The sequence below is a fragment of the Paenibacillus sp. J22P165 genome, assembly GCF_059692015.1.
Genome location: NZ_JCAUAP010000019.1, coordinates 86,143 through 103,648 on the forward strand (window position 1 = coordinate 86,143; position 17,506 = coordinate 103,648).

Below are 17,506 nucleotides of genomic sequence, written 5' to 3' on the forward strand. Positions count from 1 at the left end.
TCAGGTGTTTTTTGCTTTTAATCAGCACTCCCTAACCCCCATTTACACAATCTTATCCCCTTTTAACAATCCTCTCACAGTTTTTTAAACATCCGATAACAAAGTTCCAACAACGAACACAATCATCTTCAATTGATCATAATGTTTAACACTTTGAAAACAGACAATTGCACTTTCCTGTCGTACCATGGCAATAGACAGATGAATTTAGCAAATTATCGAAGGTGAATAGGATGCGCAAGTGGCTCAAATTATTGATACGGATAGGTCTTGTCCTTGTGATTGTAGCCGGTGCACTTTATTATTGGCTGCGTCCGCTTTTGGTCAAAATTGAAAGCACGACGCTGGCTAGCGGCATACATGTGAAGTTCAGGACCGTAGGAACGAATGTAGAAGAATACACGAATGAAGCCTGGCAGCCCTATTTTGCCAAGGGAATTAATATGGGGGCGACGATCCCAGGGCATTTTCCTGGTGAGCTGGTCATTTCGGAGGACGAATACGAGAGATGGTTTGGCATGATTCAGGACATGGGCGCGAATGTGATCCGGGTGTATACGATCATGATGCCTGAGTTTTACGAGGCGCTCGCCAAATACAATATGAAGCATCAGAAAAATCCGCTTTTCTTCCTTCAGGGCGTATGGAGCCCCGAGGAACAGTTGATTGAAGGACAGGATGCCTTCGATCCTAAGATTAAGATGAAGTTCGAGCAAGAGATTAAAGACGCGGTTGCAGCGGTCTATGGCAAAACGACACTCACACCCGAACCGCATTCGGGAAAAGCAGGAGGTACCTATACCTATAATGCAGGTCCTTATCTCATGGGCTGGATTATTGGGACGGAATGGGATCCGAAGATGGTGAAGGGGACCAATGATTTGCATAAGGACACCCCAGACTATGACGGGAAATATTTCCGAAATAAACCGGGAGCGAGCGCTTTTGAAAAGTGGCTGGCCTTGATGGTCGACACCGCAGCGCAAACGGAAATTCAGTATGGCTGGCAGCATCCCATGGCTTTCGCCAATTGGGTGACGACGGATCCGCTCGCGCATCCGGGTGAGCCGCTTATCGAAGAAGATCTGGTTAGCGTCGATCCTACGCATATTGAGGCGGCTAATTGGGAGGCGGGCTATTTTGCCTCGTATCATGTGTATCCGTATTATCCCGATTTCTTTGCCTTTGATAAGTCATTCCAGGAAATGACCAATAGCAAGGGGGAGCCAGATAGTTACTACACCTATCTCAATAAATTAAAAGGAGCGCATCCCAATCTGCCAGTCATGGTTACGGAATATGGGGTGCCAGCTTCCTTAGGCGTAGCCCACCTGGGAACGCTCGGCCGCAATCAAGGCGGTCACAGCGAGAAGCAGCAGGGTGAGATAGATGCGGAATTACTGGGGCAGATTCACGGGTCCGGCTATGCTGGAGCGATTTTGTTCACGTGGCAGGACGAATGGTTTAAGAAGACGTGGAACACCCAACGCTACGATGAAGCGGATCGCCGGGCGTACTGGTATAACACGCTGACGAATGAGTCGTTCTTTGGGGTACTTGGGATGTTCCCAGGCAAAGACGAAGCGATTCACATTGATGGGGACGCCTCGGATTGGAACAAGCTGAAGGATAAGACGAAGCTCGATATACAGGCTCCTGGCTTTGAGGAGATCTGGGCCACGCAGGACGAAGGCTACCTTTATATACAGGCCAAGTTGTCTGAGCCGTTCGACCCGTCGAAGGAAAGCATCTATTTCGGGGCAGATACGCTGCCCGGTGGCAATCGCCACGGACCAGAGCTTCACGGCATGACACTTGATGAAGGATTGGAAACATTGATCGAGCTGTCGGATGCAAATAAAAGCCGCATGACGATCGCTTCCAATTACGATATCCACGCTAGAATGTATGAACGTTCCGGGTTGCCGGAGATCGATCCGAAGGAAAAGCAGGATGACTCGGGGATTTTCAAGCCTTGGAAGCTGGCTGTCAATTATCTGCTGGAACATCCCGACTCACGGGTGGACCACCCCTTCGGGGATGTAGAGGTTGGCCTTTTAGAGAGAGGCTACAGTGATCCGTCGCGTGCCGAATACAATTCGAAGGCGATGTGGCAAGTGCAAGGGCAGGTGCTCGAAATGCGCATACCGTGGATGCTGCTGGGATTCAACGATCCAAGCTCTCTGAGCGTTATCAACTACAAACAGCCGAGTAACAATAAATTTGAAATGACGCACGTGAAAGGTGTTCGCTTTGTTCCATGGATTGTGAAGCAAGACCAAGTCGTCGGCCGAGATACCTCAGCTGCGGCGCAGCCAGTGCAAGTATCAGCTATGCCGCTATACACGTGGCAGGGCTGGGAGGATAAGGTGAAGTATGTGGAACGGCCGAAACAAAGCTACTACCTAATGAAAGAGGCGTTGCAAAAGATCAATGGCCCTGTTACCCCTACTGTTCAACCGGGTAGCTGACAAAGAGGAGAGTGCAAGAGTGTACACCAATCTTAATGCAGCCATACAAGCGTTATATATTATCTTGGCTTTTAATCTGGTTTGTGTAGTCATCATTTATGCCATCAAGGTGAGAAGTATACGAAGGAGAAAGCTGAACGACCGCTTCCAAACAAAGTTTAAGGATTACCTGATGTACGTGCAAGCCAATCTGGATGGGATGGAGCCGTTAAGGGCCCCTCCTTGGAAGATGAACCTAGTGGAAAGGGAGGCCATGCAGGAGAAGCTGAATGATTTGATGGAAATCTTCTCAGGCGAACAGCGGCACAAGCTGGATCAGCTTTGCGTAGATCTGGGGCTCGTGCAGCACCATATGGCGCGTTTTAACAGTCGAACTTATCGGGTGAAGCTGGATGCCGCGTATCATTTGGGATGCATGCGGGTGAAAGAGGCGGTGCCGGCTTTACTAGAAATGTTAAGAGAGCACCCACTGGATTCGTCTCTGTTTGTGGTAGCCCGAGCTGTCGCTAAGTGTGCCCGCAGCAAGCAGGATCTCGAAGCTATGGTTCAGATGCTACTTCAGCACAATAAGAAATATTACGAGCTGATTGTGGATATGATCGCCGATTCGGATGTGGATGCCGGTTCCTTGTACACGGCCTATGTGAGTCATCAGAATCCAGCTTACGTACGGATTGGGCTGATTGGGCTCAATGTCTACACCGATCCAGCAGCGGCTTCTGCAGTCTACAGTCTTATGGATTCCAAGCACGAAGACATTCAAATCAAAGCGGTGGAGTTGTATCTCAAAAGCTCCCGTTTGCTGCCTAAAAACGTTGTCAGCAAGCTGCTAAGTCATCCCAATCTGGGCATTCGCCGATTGACGATAGAAGCTTTGGCTAACATCAAGAATACGGCTTATGTCGAGCTGATGAAAAACAGTCTAAGCGACGCCGATCAGCGAATCGTGTACTCGTCGGCCAAAGGGTTGCTCCATTTGGGAGAAGCGGGTATGGTGGCGCTTTGTGAGAGTGCGGCAGCGGTTCAAGGGATGGAACGCGGGCAGTTCATGCAGCAGCTGATTGATGATGAGATCAAGCATCTGTCTATGGGGCTGCATAATTGGGATAAGCTCATGCAATATAACACACTGATGTACACCTATGACAAAGTATTCCACAGGTCAAAACGGTTATATCGTGTCGTATAGGAGGGTTGCGTAAACATGTGGGTTTTCGGATATCAAGTGGTGTTGGATTCATTTTTGAAAGGGCTAAGGGAGTTTTTGCTCTATTATAGCTACGCTGCGCTCTTTTACGTAGTTATCGTTACACTGCTCTATTATTTCATCTTCGGATTTTCGGTTCGGCATATTTTCTCCATTAAGCGGGGAATCCAGTACAATCGGATCAATAAGCTATCCAGTTCCAGCCAGCTCCCGCCAGTTTCCCTGTTGGTACCGGCCTATAACGAGGAGTTAACCATTATTGAGAACGTAAGGTCACTTCTGGCGCTCAATTATGCAGAATATGAGGTCATCGTCGTTAATGACGGTTCACAGGATGGGACCTTGAAGTGCATGATTGAAGAATTCAAGCTGGAGCTCCTTCATCCGGTTCTGTCCAGCTCCATTAAGACCGGAAAAGTCAGAGGTGTGTACCATAATTCCGAGTATCCCAATCTATATTTGGTAGATAAAGTGAATGGCGGGAAGGCAGATTCGTTAAACGCAGGTATTAACCTTTCCCACTATGCGTTGATCTCAACGATTGATGCGGACTCTTTGCTTGAAAAGGATGCCTTAACGCGGATTGCCCGGGTCTACATGGAGAACCCCGAGGAGACGGTCGCCGTTGGGGGCAATGTTCGAATCGTCAACAGCTGTATGGTGGAAGACGGCATTGTGAAGGATGTTCAGTTTCCTCGTAAGCTGCTGCCGGCCCTGCAACATGTTGAATATACGAAAGCTTTTCTAGGCGGTAGGATCGGCTGGAGCGCTGTCAATGGTCTCATTATTATTTCGGGAGCGTTCGGTGTGTTTCAAAAGGAAAAGATCATCGCCGTCGGCGGTTACCGTGGTGGCTACCCCGGTGAGGATATGAACATTGTCATTAAGCTTCACCGTTACTGCTTGGACAATAAAATCCCATATCGGGTCGCCTTTTGCCCAGATGCAGTTTGTTGGACACAAGCCCCTGATTCATATCGGATTTTGAGCAGTCAGCGCAAGCGCTGGGGGCGGGGAAATCTGAAAAATATGATTGAAGAAGGTATTCACATGGTGCTGCGCCCTAAATACAAAATATTCGGGCTAGTGACACTTCCCTATAACATTGTGTTTGAAACACTGAATCCGTATTTCCGTCTTAGCGGCCTGTTAGCTATATTGGGCTACTGGATGCTGAATATGACGGACTGGTACACCGTCGTTATCTTTTCGTTAGTCAATTTATTTTCCTGCTTTGCCTTAAGCCTGGGTGCCTTGTTTATTGAAGAAACGGCCTTCAGCCGATATCCCAAGCTGCGTGACCTGAACAAAATGATCTTGTATTCGCTCTTGATGTTTGCGGGTTATCGGCAAATTGGTGTTTGGTGGAGATTAAACGGACATGTCCAATTCTTGCGAAATAACAACTCGTGGGGAACGATGGTCCGTACTAATTTTAATAAATAGATAAGAGGAGTGGAGAAGATGGCGGTACTAGTTCACGATCCGATTCAAGAAACGATGTTGCAATTAGCAGAGAAGGTTCAGGCTTCCTATGAAAAAGGTGCTCCCTGCGGAATGATCCTTGCGCCGTGCGCAGTAGTGGGCCAGAAGGTACTGGAACAAATGCAGTCCTATGTGAGCGGCTTTGAGCCGGAGGCAGCCCTTCATTGCTTCTACTTGGATCCAAGCGGCCTTCTCGGAATCGTACTATCTGGGCAAAAGCTTATCAATACCCACTATGCCTCTCTCGTGCTCAAAGAGTTTCTAGACCAGCAAGATTTGCTCGAAGGTCAGACGGTCGTCGCTAGCTTCCCAGAGAGCGGGGAACTGACGGAACAATCGATGTCACAGATGCTTCAGATGACGCTGCTAGGCAAAGGGGAGAGCCGAGATATTCACCTGTTCATGAATCATGGGGTTCAGCAGGGGATTACATCGATTCTCATCGCCGATCCGGACGAGGTGAGCAGAGAGTTCGTCAAGTTGCGGCTTGAGATCAACGGCTACAAAGTAGAAGAGGCCAAGGACGGCAGTGAGGCGCTCGAGAAATTTGAGAAAACAATGCCGAACTTGGTGATCACGGAGTTAAACCTCCCGATTCTTGATGGATACCAGTTGATCGACAAAATCAAGAGAGATTATGACGGCGAAGGACAAGTCATCGTTCTTACGGATAAGCAGCTGCCGAAAAGTATGGACCGTGCCTTTGAATTAGGTGCATCCGATTATGTGACGAAGCCCTTCTCCATTTCGGAGTTGGAGTGGAGAATCAAAAAACTAAGTTCCCGTTTGAGCTAATAAACGAGATAACGTGAGAGGTGGAATCATAATGAACGCATATAACCAATTAAAATATAAATTTCAAACAAAAACAGCCGAAATCGGGGTCATCGGTCTCGGCTATGTAGGACTGCCTTTATGCATGGAGATGGCGAAGGGCGGGTTTACGGTATATGGTATCGATCTCGATTTCCGGAAGGTAGAGTCGCTTCAAAGCGGCCAATCCTATATTCAAGACGTTCCGAGCGAAGAAGTGGCAAAAGCAATCGAGTCCGGCCGGTTTATTCCAACGGACGACTACCATACGGTTCAAAGGCTGGATGCGATCTCCATCTGCGTACCGACGCCGCTTAGTGAAAACCAAGATCCAGATACTTCATATATTCAGAGTGTCGTCCGGGAAATCAAGAAAAATCTCAAGCGTGGAGCTTTGATCATCTTGGAGAGCACCACTTATCCGGGAACGACGGAGGAGCTCATTCAGTTCGAGCTAGAAGCGCAAGGACTCAAGGTAGGCAAGGATTTCTTCCTCTGCTTCTCGCCGGAGCGGGTCGATCCGGGTAATCCTAAATTCAACACGTTTAATACACCTAAGGTGATCGGCGGTACGACGGAAGCGTGTATCGATCTCGGTGTCACTTTATACGGTCATGTTGTGAAGGACGTTGTGCCGGTTTCCTCGCCGAAAGTCGCGGAGATGTCGAAGCTGCTGGAAAACACGTTCCGCAGTATTAACATTGCGTTCATTAACGAAATGGCGATGATGTGCGACAAAATGGACATTGACGTCTGGGAAGTCATTAAGGCGGCGTCGACGAAGCCTTTTGGCTTTATGCCGTTCCATCCGGGACCTGGCATCGGCGGTCACTGTATCCCGCTGGATCCGATGTACCTATCGTGGAAAGCGAAGGAATTCCGCTTTTATAGCAAGTTTATCGAGCTGGCGCAATCCATCAATGATAATATGCCGGAGTATGTCCGCTATAAAGCTTCGCAGATTCTCAATATGTATGCCAAATCCATCCGCAACTCGAAAATTCTTATTTTAGGTATGGCATATAAGCCGGATGTGGATGATCTCCGTGAATCGCCGGGGCTAGAACTGTACGAGCTTCTTCGGGAGAGCGGAGCGAAAGTGGACTATTACGATCCACATGCTGTCTCCTTTCTCGATAAAGATGGTGAGACGGTACATTCTGTGAAGTACGATCTGTCCGCTTTTGCCGAATATGACGGCATGGTGCTCATCACAAATCATCGCTGTTTCAACAACCGTGAACTCGCGGAGCTAGGCGTACCGATCATCGATACGCGCAACGCTTTTGTAGATATTCAAGGGGACAATATTTATAGATTGGGTACGGGGATCCGCAAGCGAGAAGTAAGGCTCGCTGTAGGCGTTTAAGCTTATTTTAGAAGAGAGAGGAGAAAACAACGATGTGTGGCATTGTAGGATATATTGGAAGGCGAGATGTACAGCCGATTCTGCTAAGTGGATTAAGCAAGCTGGAGTACAGAGGGTATGATTCCGCGGGGATCGCGGTAATGGTGCAGGATCAGCTCAAGATTAGCAAGGCGGAAGGACGTCTGGCTAATTTATCGGGTCAGCTGGATAAGGGGCCGTTGAAAGGATCGATTGGCATCGGGCATACGCGCTGGGCTACGCATGGCAGACCGTCGGATGTCAACTCCCATCCACATACAGATATGTCGGGTAAATTTACTGTCGTGCATAACGGCATCGTGGAAAACTACATGGAGCTGAAAATAGAGCTAGAGCAAAAGGGCGTCACCTTTACTTCCGAGACCGACACCGAGGTCATTGCCCACTTGCTTGCTGAGCATTACGAAGGTGATATCTACACGGCTATGCTTGCGGTCATTCAGAGACTGCAAGGGGCTTATTCGCTTGGTGTCATGACGGAATATGAGCCGGATAAGCTTATCGCGGTCAGACAATCGAGTCCGCTTGTAATTGGAGCGGGCCAGGGCGAATACTTCATGGCTTCGGACATCTCCGCGCTTATTGAGCATACGCGTGAGGTTTATATTTTGGAGGATGGCGATTTGGCCATCCTTACACACGAGGGCGTCTCCATCACGAAGGTTGAGACAGGGGAGCCGGCGGCGTGTAAGCTGATGCATATCGATTGGAGCGCAGATCAGGTGGAGAAGGGGCCGTTTGAGCACTTCATGCTGAAGGAAATTCACGAACAACCGTTAACGCTGCGCAATACGATGCTCGGCCGCATCAACGATGGGAACGAAGTGATTTTCCCAGAATTGGGGCACACAGCAGGTGCGTTTCACCAAGTGGATAAAATCTTTATCGTAGCTTGCGGCACCGCCTATCATGCCGGACTAGTCGGCAGCACGGTCCTTGAGAAGCTGACACGAATCCCCGTGCAGTGCGATATTGCATCGGAATTCCGATATCGGGACCCGATCATCACGGAGCGAACGCTCGTTATTGTCGTGAGTCAATCGGGGGAGACAGCGGATACGCTTGCTGCCTTGCAAGAGAGCAGAAAGCAAGGCGCCAAAGTATTAGCCATTACGAATGTGCCAACCAGTTCGGTTGCACGAGATGCGGACTATGTCATCGCAACGAAGGCAGGCCCAGAAATTGCCGTAGCATCGACCAAAGCGTATACCGCTCAGCTGCTCGCCTTCTATTTATTCAGCATTTACTTGGCTCAGGAAAGACAGACACTGACAGCCGAGCTTCATACGGAGCTGGTCCAAGGCTTGAAATCTCTTCCCGTTCAGGTGGAGAAGGTGCTTGAGAACGCCAACGAAGTGAAGCTGTATGCGGAATCGATCAAAGATGCGGATAGCCTATTCTTTATCGGAAGAGGTCTGGACTATGCGGTTGCGCTGGAGGGCTCTCTAAAATTAAAGGAAATCTCTTATATCCACTCAGAAGCTTATGCAGCCGGAGAGCTAAAGCACGGCACTTTGGCACTCATCGAGAAGGATACGCCGGTAATTGCGTTGGCTACACAGATGGATCTGTACGAAAAAACAGTTAGCAATATTAAAGAAGTTAAGGCCCGTGGCGCACATGTCATGGGAATTACAATAGAAGGCAATGTGGGACTGCTGAATAGCGTCGATGAAATCTGCTTTATCCCTCCGTCTCATCATCTCCTGGCACCGATATTGGCCGTCGTGCCGCTTCAGTTAATCTCCTATTACGCCTCCCTGGCTCTGGAGAACGATATTGATAAACCTCGCAACTTGGCCAAAAGTGTGACGGTTGAATAACTATCCGGAGAGGAGCTGAATCACATGGAAGCATTCGCTATTCTGTTAGCGGCAGGGAAAGGCACGCGGATGAAGTCGGAGCTGCCCAAAGTGCTTCATCCCGTCGGAGGCGTACCGATGATCGCCCGTTTGGTGGGCAAGCTGGAGGCGATGCCGATCACGCGGATTTTGACCGTGATCGGGCATCGGGGAGAGCTAGTGAAGAAGTGCTTGAGCACGCGGGTTGCCTACGTCCAGCAGGAGAACCAGCTTGGAACGGCACACGCTGTTCATCAGACGGAGCCTCTGCTCAGGAACCGCAGCGGCTCGACCTTGGTGCTTACGGGTGATACACCGCTGATTAGGCAATCCACCATCGAAATGCTGTTGGCGGCCCAGCGGGCACACACAAGTGCTGGTGTGGTGTTGACAGCGATCGTTGCCGATCCAACCGGCTATGGAAGAATTATTCGGGACTCTGCAAGCGGCGAAGTTGTCGACATCATTGAAGAGAAGGACGCAACTTCTGAGCAAAAAGGGATTAAGGAAATTAACACGGGAATTTTCTGTTTCGATAATGAAAGCTTGTTTCAAGCGATCCCTGGTATTACCAATGACAATGCTCAGCAGGAGTATTACTTGACCGATATCGTGAAAGTGATGCGACAGTCTGGTATTTCCAGTGGGCAGAAGCGATTCGATGCGATGATTCTTGAGGATCCGACAGAGGTGATGGGGATTAACACCCCTGAACAACTGGAAGAGGCGAATCGGGCCTTTTATGAACATATGGGGATTTTTGCATAAAAGCGATAGGGAGGAGAGTTGATATGGTAGCTATTTTTGGTACGGATGGCGTTAGAGGGGTTGCTAACCGCGAATTAAAGCCAGAGTTGGCTTTTGAATTAGGGCTTATTGTTGGCTACATGTTGTCGCGCAGTAGTGAAGGTAAACGGCCCACTGTCGTCATCGGACGGGATACCCGCATCTCTGGGCATATGCTAGAAGCAGCTTTGGCTGCCGGATTGTTATCGGCCGGGGCGGATGCCGTAAGGCTAGGCGTACTACCGACGCCGGGTGTGGCTTATGTCACACGGCACTCCGGCATGGATGCAGGGGTGATGATTTCCGCCTCTCATAATCCGGTGGAGGATAACGGGATTAAATTTTTTGGCAGCGACGGCTTCAAAATGCCGGATGCGTGGGAAGCGGAAGTCGAGAGCCGCCTGCAGGGTAATGAGCATCGGAATGCCCGTCCTACGGGAGCAGGGATTGGCACCTTGCGTGATCATTCGCAGGGCGCGCTGGACTATGTGAGCTACTTGAAGTCGACGGCTGCGACACCGCTGTTAGGCTGCAAAATCGTGCTCGATTGTGCGAACGGTGCAGCTTCCTTCCTAGCTCCGCAGCTATTCACGGAATTGGGTGCGGAGACCATTCTAATGAATCATCAACCGGATGGTTTAAATATTAATGAGGATTGTGGCTCAACGCATCCAGAGCATCTGTGTAAGGCTGTGCTGGAACATCGGGCCCATGCAGGGCTAGCGTTCGACGGTGATGCGGACCGACTCATTGCGGTGGATGAACGAGGCGAAATTTTGGATGGGGATCACATCCTCTACATCCTTGCAGCTAGTCTAGCTAAGCAGGGACGGCTGCGTCAAAACAACGTCGTTTCCACCATCATGAGCAACCTTGGTTTTCATCAAGCACTGCAAACGATCGGTCTCGATTCGTTAAAAAGCAAGGTCGGAGACCGTCATGTCATGGAAGCGATGCGGAGTGGCGGCTACAACTTAGGCGGAGAGTCCTCCGGACATATCATTTTGCTGGATCATTCGACGACAGGAGATGGCCTGTTATCGGCCCTTCAACTGCTGCAGGTCATGCTTCAAGAAGGGAAGCCTTTGTCAGAACTCGTGTCCCCCGTTGTCAAATTCCCTCAGCTGGTGGTTAATGTTCGCGTGATGAATAAGTACAAGCTAGATGGCAATCGTCGAATCGATGCTGTCATTCGTCGGGTGGAACGTGAGATGGCCGGGCGCGGTCGTGTATTGGTGCGGCCTTCAGGCACGGAATCGCTCGTGCGTGTGATGGCGGAAGGACCGGATGAAAGGGAGCTGTCCGGTTATGTGGAAGGCATAGTAGAGGTGGTAAAGGAAGAGCTTGAATATTGCGTGGTTTAATTCATTCGTCTCTATGAGAAAGACGATTATATGCTTGGTTCTTATTCAAATGGTAATAAGTGTTCCTTTATTTTTCCCGGTGTACTCGCTTAACACGGGGCTTGGGGTATCGGTTAATGGGGAAACGATCATCTTTACGGATGCCCAGCCCTACATCGATGAACAGACGAGTAGTACGATGGTGCCGGTAAGAGAAATTGCTGAAAAACTAGGTGCTGAAGTGACATGGAATCGGTCCTTGGAACAAGTGACCTTTCACCATCAGCATGCAACAACATTATTGACCATTGGTCAAAATGTGGCTTCTGTTGACGGCAAACAGGTGGAATTAGACGCTCCAGCTGTTCTCAAAAATGACCGAACCATGGTTCCGCTGAGAGCGGTTAGTGAGAGCCTCGGGGCCGATGTCGATTGGGTGGGAGAACGGAATTTGGTATTGATCACTTCAGCGAGCAAAGCGCAAAGATCAACTTGGATTTGGGACAGCAAGCTGATTGAGACGGATGGTGACCGTATCCTCGCGTTTGCGACGAACCAAAAACTGACTGCCATCTATCTCCGCTATGAAAAAACATATCCAAGTCAGGACGTTTACCGAAATTTCATCCGCAGAGCGAATGATTTGGGCATCAAGGTTGAGGCGCTAAACGGCAAGTCGGATTGGATCTATGAAGATAACCATACCTATATCCGGCAATGGATGGCAGCTGTTACGCAGTATAACGCTTCGGTAGGTGCGCTGGAACGCTTCCAAGGCTTCCATTTCGATATTGAACCTTACACATTGGACATGTGGAAGACGAACCAGACTTGGGTGCTCGAACGGTGGATGGCTACGATCCGATTCATTGAATCGGAAGTGAACAGCTCGGATCGCAGCATGACGATCGCGTTGGATATTCCTTTTTGGATCAACAGCTGTAAAGTTCCGGGATCTACCTACTCCTTTAGCGCTTGGCTGTTAGAGAAGGCGGATAGTGTCGTCATAATGGCTTATCGGAATACGGCACTCGGCAGCAACGGCATCATTGCCAGAGCCAAGTCCATTATTTTAGAAGCAGCTACGCTGAAAAAACAGGCCGTTATTGCTGTGGATACGTTGCCTAGTAAGGAAGCCGATTACACGACCTTTTATAAGTCGAATTCTTCGCTTATGGAGTCGGAATTGAAACAGGTCAAGGAAAGCCTCTCCCCTTATCCGAGCTATATCGGCATCGCTATCCATGATTACGTGAGGTGGATCGAACTATTGAACGCTAATCGCTGAGCGGGTTCGATGAACAAGAAGGAGGAGGATGCAAAATGAAGAAAATGGGTTTGATGATCTCTCTATTGGCTGGTGCAGCTCTCGGTGTTTCAGGGATGGCTTTCGCTTTCACAGGCGGCCATGAGACGGCCAGCACGGGCGGCACCTTTCAGGAATCGTCTTTACCGGGTGGAGGCCTTGAGGTTCCTCATAATGATCGGATTCATCTTTCTACCGATAAGCAGTGGATCTCTTCGGAAGGCCACTTGTCGGATCTCATTCGACTGCAGTGGACGAAAGACCGAGCAAAGCCGGCCATCGCTTGGCTGGATGAGAATGGCAAGGACAAGGCGGCTATCATCGCGCATGCCAAAGCAAATAACCCGGAGCAGCACGATCACAACCATATGTCGTTCGAAACGACGATGGCACCAGACGGTAAAAACGCAAATGAGCTGTTCACGCGTCTGGAAATTCCGTTCGACCAGGATGTGGCTGAAATTCGGACGCATTCCTCTAATTTTAATGTGATGGACGGGATTTTGAGAGTTGCCGGAACCGGTGGTGTTAATCGTGATCTGACTTGGGCCAAAGCGGATGCTGGTAATGTGACGACGCCACGCTGGGCAATGCGTGCAGATAACTCCGAAGAAACCGGAGGAAATGCCGGCTCCAATCTGCAAATTATCCGTTATTCGGATGATGGTAAAGCACTGGACAATCCGTTATCGATTAACCGCAGCAGCGGTAATATCGGTATTGGAAACGCGGACGCTAAGACGAAGCTTGACGTCAGTGATGACAGCATCCGCATCCGAAAATCGATGACACCAGCCTCGTCTACTGCCCCCGGTGAAGTGGGGGAGATGGCATGGGATGACGGGTTCGTCTACGTGTGTGTGGCACCGAATACATGGAAAAGAACGGCACTTTCTTCATGGTAAAAATAGCTCCCTAAAGGAGTTGTCTGACTGCCGATTCGCGTTTAGATGTATAAACTACAGTTAATTTGCTCGAATCTAACGTATTTTCGTGATTAGATGGAAAAAGTACATGTAGTTTCTATGAAATTTGGAGAAATGTGCAAATCGAAGGAATTTACCTACAGGAAATACAGTTAATCTTTCGAATTCGAGAAATCCGCATCAAATAAATGGAGAAAATCCAGTTATTCTGCGAGAAGCAGGTTCATTATTCAGCCTTCATTTACGAAAAAAAGAGGTTATTTCAAAAAGTCTAAAACTGACTTTTGAGATAGCCTCTTTTTTTTGAGAGATAAGCGGAGAACACCTTGTATGACGCGGGATCTAGCGGAAGCCAACACGCTTCCGAAGTGGATTTTTTGTCACTTTTTGTAAGCGATATCATGCAATTCCTATTGTGTAATATAAGCAACACGAGTTCGTATACCCCCTTAAAATGGAAAAAGTTGTAGAAATCTATGAAAGGATCATAGAAAGGTGTGAACCGCTCGTGACTTGGAAAGTGTTGATTGCGGATGATGACCCGAATGTGAGAGAAATCATCCGGCTCTATTTCCGTCAGCAGCTTATCGAATTAATCGAAGCCCCTGACGGCGTCTCGGCCCTGACCATGTTAGCAGAAGTTAAGCCTGATATCGTAATACTAGATGTGATGATGCCGGGGCTCGACGGTTATGAAACGTGCCGTGAGATTACCAAACGTTATGAGGATGTACCGGTCATTATGCTGACCGCGAAGAACGATGAGTTTGATCGGGTGCTGGGCCTTGAGCTAGGCGCTGATGATTATATGACCAAGCCCTTCAGTCCGAGGGAGCTGGTGGCGCGCATTAAAGCGATTTTTCGCCGAATGCAGAAAGGACAGCCGATTATTGAGGTGGATGCACCCATCCAATATGAGTTTGATGATTTGGTTATTCATGTGAACCGCCGAGAGGTGCTCGCTGGGAGTACCAGAATTGACATGCGCCCCAAGGAGTTTGAACTCCTCGCCTTTTTTGCGAAATCTCCGGGCGACGTGTTTACGAGAGAACAGTTGCTGGAGCAGGTGTGGGGATACGATTTTTTAGGCGATATGAGGACGGTAGACGTACATATCAAAAAGCTTCGTGAAAGATTAAGCCCGTGTCATCATGTATGCATTCACACGGTTTGGGGCGTGGGCTATAAATTTGAGGTAGCCGCATGTACCTAAATGCCAATAAAAGCATTCTCCGCAAAATGCTAACCAGTTCCCTTGTTACGGTGCTACTGGGGCTATGCGCGGTGGGGCTCGTTATTTCGTTGTTTGCCAAGGATTATATCGTCGATTCCAAAAGTAAAGAGATGATCCGTCAAGCGAAGCAGGTTAATCTCGCCATTCAAGATCAGATGGAACTGAGTGATCAATTTAGGGAGCAGCTGCACTTTTTCGATCAAGCCTTTGACTCGCGTATTTGGATATTTAACTTAGAAGGAAACATTGTGACTACCTCTTCCAAGGATGAGGTGAATGTAGGCAAGGTCGTCAGCACGGAGGTGATTAACCAAGTCCTGAATGGTGAACCTGCGACATGGAATCAGTCCGATGGTCTGAAGGAACGCATGCTTTCGGTAGCCGTCCCTTGGGGAAAAGACAACGACGTATACGGTGGTATCGTTCTGCATTCGCCTCTTAAAGGAATGAATGAGACCATAGCTCAGCTGAGAGAAACCATCCTTTGGGTGACCCTGCTCGGTATCTTTTTTTCATTTAGCGTATCCTTCTACTTGTCCTGGTCCATTAGCCGACCCATTCAACAAATCGACAAGGCGGCAGCTAGGATCGCCATCGGTGATTATAGTGAGCGAATTCAAATTGACTCCAAAGACGAGATAGGTGAGCTGGCAACGACCATTAATCACATGGTGGAGCAGCTTGCGCGTGTTGATCTGGAAAAGCGACAGTTGAATCAGCTGCGACATGACTTTTTAGCAAATGTATCCCATGAGCTGCGAACGCCGCTTACAGCGATGCGGGGGTTTTTGGAGGCACTTCAGGATGGTTTGATCGAAGATGGATCACGGGATAAATATTATGAAATCATGTATAACGAAACTTTACATATGAACCGACTGGTCGATGATATTACGGATTTAATGAAGTTGGAAAATAAGGAAATCGAACTTGTGTGGTTGGCGGTCGATGTTCAGGCGATGATGTCCAAGCTGGCCTTTAAATTTCAACCGGAGGCAGAACTACGCGGGACGGTTATTCATTGTCTTGTGGATGAAAATTCGCCACAGGCTCACGCCGATCCGGATCGACTGGAACAAATTTTGAACAATTTGATCAAAAATGCCGTCAAGTTCACCGAGAACGGAACGATCGAATTGAAGGCGATGGCTGTTCCATCGGAAGGATGTGTCCTCATCACAGTAACCGATACGGGAATCGGTATATCACCAGAGGATCAAGGGCTCATCTGGGAGCGCTTCTTCAAAGTGGAGAGGGGCAGACCTGTGAAACATAAAGACTCATCCGGTCTGGGGCTTGCCATTGTGCGAGAGCTTGTCGAGCTTCACAATGGAAGCATTCGCGTGCGCAGCGAGCTGGGTATCGGCAGCGCCTTTGAGGTCAGAATTCCGCTGTATGACAGCCGTCCGTATGTGCAGCCGTTGGTGAAGTTGGCTGGTGTTGGGTAGGTCAATTATATTCGCGGACGAATTTTTTAAAGTTACATACAAATATGAAATAAAGTCTACAGCCAGCGAGGGGGATTACCCCTTCTCTGGCTGTTTTTGTTATGCTTCAGGCAGCAGTGGCGATTAGCCCACGAAAAGCATATATAAATAAATCACTTCATGCTGGCATGAAGAATAAGTCCGACAGCATTCGACCGAAAAGTCAGAAATTTAAAGTTTTTCACTTTCTTCCACTTTGCACGAAAGCCATTTTCTGTTAGGATATAAAGAAAGGCGATAGATTTAGTAAGAATTAAAAGGAGGCACCTTTTCCATGGAAAAACTGATACTTGATTCTATAGATGAAATGACACATCTGGATCAACTCGAGGCTGAAGCGATTTATATTATCCGAGAAGTAGCTGCGGAATGTGAAAAGCCTGTGATGCTGTATTCGATCGGCAAGGACAGTTCCGTTATGCTGCATTTGGCGCTGAAAGCTTTTTATCCGGAGAAGCCGCCATTTTCTTTCATGCATATTGATACGACGTGGAAGTTCAAGGAAATGATTGAATTCCGCGACCGTAAAGCCAAAGAGTTCGGAATCAACATGATCGTTCACTCCAATCAAGAGGGAATTGACCAGGGAATTAACCCGTTTGATCACGGTTCCGCGTATACGGACATTATGAAAACCCAAGCCCTGAAAGAGGGATTGGACAAATACGGATTTACAGCAGCGTTCGGCGGCGGAAGACGGGATGAAGAGAAGTCGCGCGCGAAGGAGCGGATTTTCTCGTTCCGGAATAAGAACCATGCCTGGGATCCGAAGAACCAACGACCGGAAATGTGGAAACTTTTTAATACAAGAATTAATAAGGGCGAAAGCATGCGCGTGTTCCCTATCTCCAACTGGACGGAGAAAGATATCTGGCAATATATTCGCAGAGAAAATATTGATATTGTGCCGCTCTATTTTGCCAAAGAAAGACCTGTCATCGAACGTGACGGACATCTCATCTTGGTGGACGATGATCGCATGAGGATCGAGCCTCATGAGAAAATTGAAATGAAGAAGATGCGCTTCCGCACATTAGGCTGCTACCCGCTTACTGGTGGTGCCGAGTCAGAGGCGAATTCACTTGATACCATTATTGAAGAAACCCTGGGTGCGGTATCATCCGAGCGGACGACGCGGGTAATTGACCAAGAAGCGGCTGGCAGTATGGAACGACGTAAACGGGAGGGTTATTTCTAAA

The 17,506-nt window shown here is 48.6% G+C and carries 13 protein-coding genes; all 13 read left to right on the forward strand.

From position 1 onward, the window contains the following. The first annotated feature begins 233 nt into the window (after nucleotides 1-233). The 13 genes from AC58QM_RS32230 (at nucleotide 234) to cysD (ending at nucleotide 17,505) form a co-directional block, all read left to right on the forward strand. Nucleotides 234-2,471: a hypothetical protein gene (locus AC58QM_RS32230; RefSeq protein WP_497288836.1), complete on the forward strand. Its 2,238-nt coding sequence runs from the start codon at nucleotides 234-236 to the stop codon at nucleotides 2,469-2,471. Between the two features lie 19 nt (nucleotides 2,472-2,490). Beyond that, on the forward strand, nucleotides 2,491-3,660 hold the full coding sequence (locus tag AC58QM_RS32235; protein WP_497288837.1) for a HEAT repeat domain-containing protein: 1,170 nt from the start codon (nucleotides 2,491-2,493) through the stop codon (nucleotides 3,658-3,660). Between the two features lie 15 nt (nucleotides 3,661-3,675). After that, a complete protein-coding gene (locus AC58QM_RS32240; RefSeq protein ID WP_497288838.1) occupies nucleotides 3,676-5,124 on the forward strand; it encodes a glycosyltransferase family 2 protein in 1,449 nt (482 codons plus the stop codon). 18 nt (nucleotides 5,125-5,142) lie between these two features. After that, a complete protein-coding gene (locus AC58QM_RS32245; protein ID WP_497288839.1) occupies nucleotides 5,143-5,958 on the forward strand; it encodes a response regulator in 816 nt (271 codons plus the stop codon). Nucleotides 5,959-5,989: 31 nt separating this feature from the next. After that, a complete protein-coding gene (locus AC58QM_RS32250) occupies nucleotides 5,990-7,345 on the forward strand; it encodes a nucleotide sugar dehydrogenase (RefSeq protein ID WP_497288840.1) in 1,356 nt (451 codons plus the stop codon). Between the two features lie 32 nt (nucleotides 7,346-7,377). Beyond that, a complete protein-coding gene (gene glmS, locus AC58QM_RS32255) occupies nucleotides 7,378-9,207 on the forward strand; it encodes a glutamine--fructose-6-phosphate transaminase (isomerizing) (protein ID WP_497288841.1) in 1,830 nt (609 codons plus the stop codon). 24 nt (nucleotides 9,208-9,231) lie between these two features. Further along, nucleotides 9,232-9,993: an NTP transferase domain-containing protein gene (locus AC58QM_RS32260; protein ID WP_497288842.1), complete on the forward strand. Its 762-nt coding sequence runs from the start codon at nucleotides 9,232-9,234 to the stop codon at nucleotides 9,991-9,993. A gap of 23 nt (nucleotides 9,994-10,016) precedes the next feature. Further along, nucleotides 10,017-11,375, forward strand: a complete 1,359-nt coding sequence (gene glmM / locus AC58QM_RS32265; RefSeq protein WP_497288843.1) for a phosphoglucosamine mutase — start codon at nucleotides 10,017-10,019, stop codon at nucleotides 11,373-11,375. After that, nucleotides 11,356-12,642, forward strand: a complete 1,287-nt coding sequence (locus AC58QM_RS32270; protein WP_497288844.1) for a copper amine oxidase N-terminal domain-containing protein — start codon at nucleotides 11,356-11,358, stop codon at nucleotides 12,640-12,642. Before glmM ends, AC58QM_RS32270 begins: the two co-directional genes overlap by 20 nt. A gap of 35 nt (nucleotides 12,643-12,677) precedes the next feature. After that, nucleotides 12,678-13,565, forward strand: coding sequence for a hypothetical protein (locus AC58QM_RS32275; protein WP_497288845.1), 888 nt, complete (start codon nucleotides 12,678-12,680; stop codon nucleotides 13,563-13,565). A gap of 475 nt (nucleotides 13,566-14,040) precedes the next feature. Further along, nucleotides 14,041-14,799 (forward strand): response regulator transcription factor, encoded by a 759-nt coding sequence (locus AC58QM_RS32280; RefSeq protein WP_497288846.1) that lies wholly within the window; start codon nucleotides 14,041-14,043, stop codon nucleotides 14,797-14,799. Further along, complete coding sequence (locus AC58QM_RS32285; protein ID WP_497288847.1) at nucleotides 14,790-16,268, forward strand: sensor histidine kinase; 1,479 nt, start codon at nucleotides 14,790-14,792, stop codon at nucleotides 16,266-16,268. Before AC58QM_RS32280 ends, AC58QM_RS32285 begins: the two co-directional genes overlap by 10 nt. Nucleotides 16,269-16,581: 313 nt before the next feature. After that, nucleotides 16,582-17,505, forward strand: coding sequence for a sulfate adenylyltransferase subunit CysD (cysD, locus tag AC58QM_RS32290; RefSeq protein WP_497288848.1), 924 nt, complete (start codon nucleotides 16,582-16,584; stop codon nucleotides 17,503-17,505). Nucleotide 17,506 lies beyond the last annotated feature (1 nt).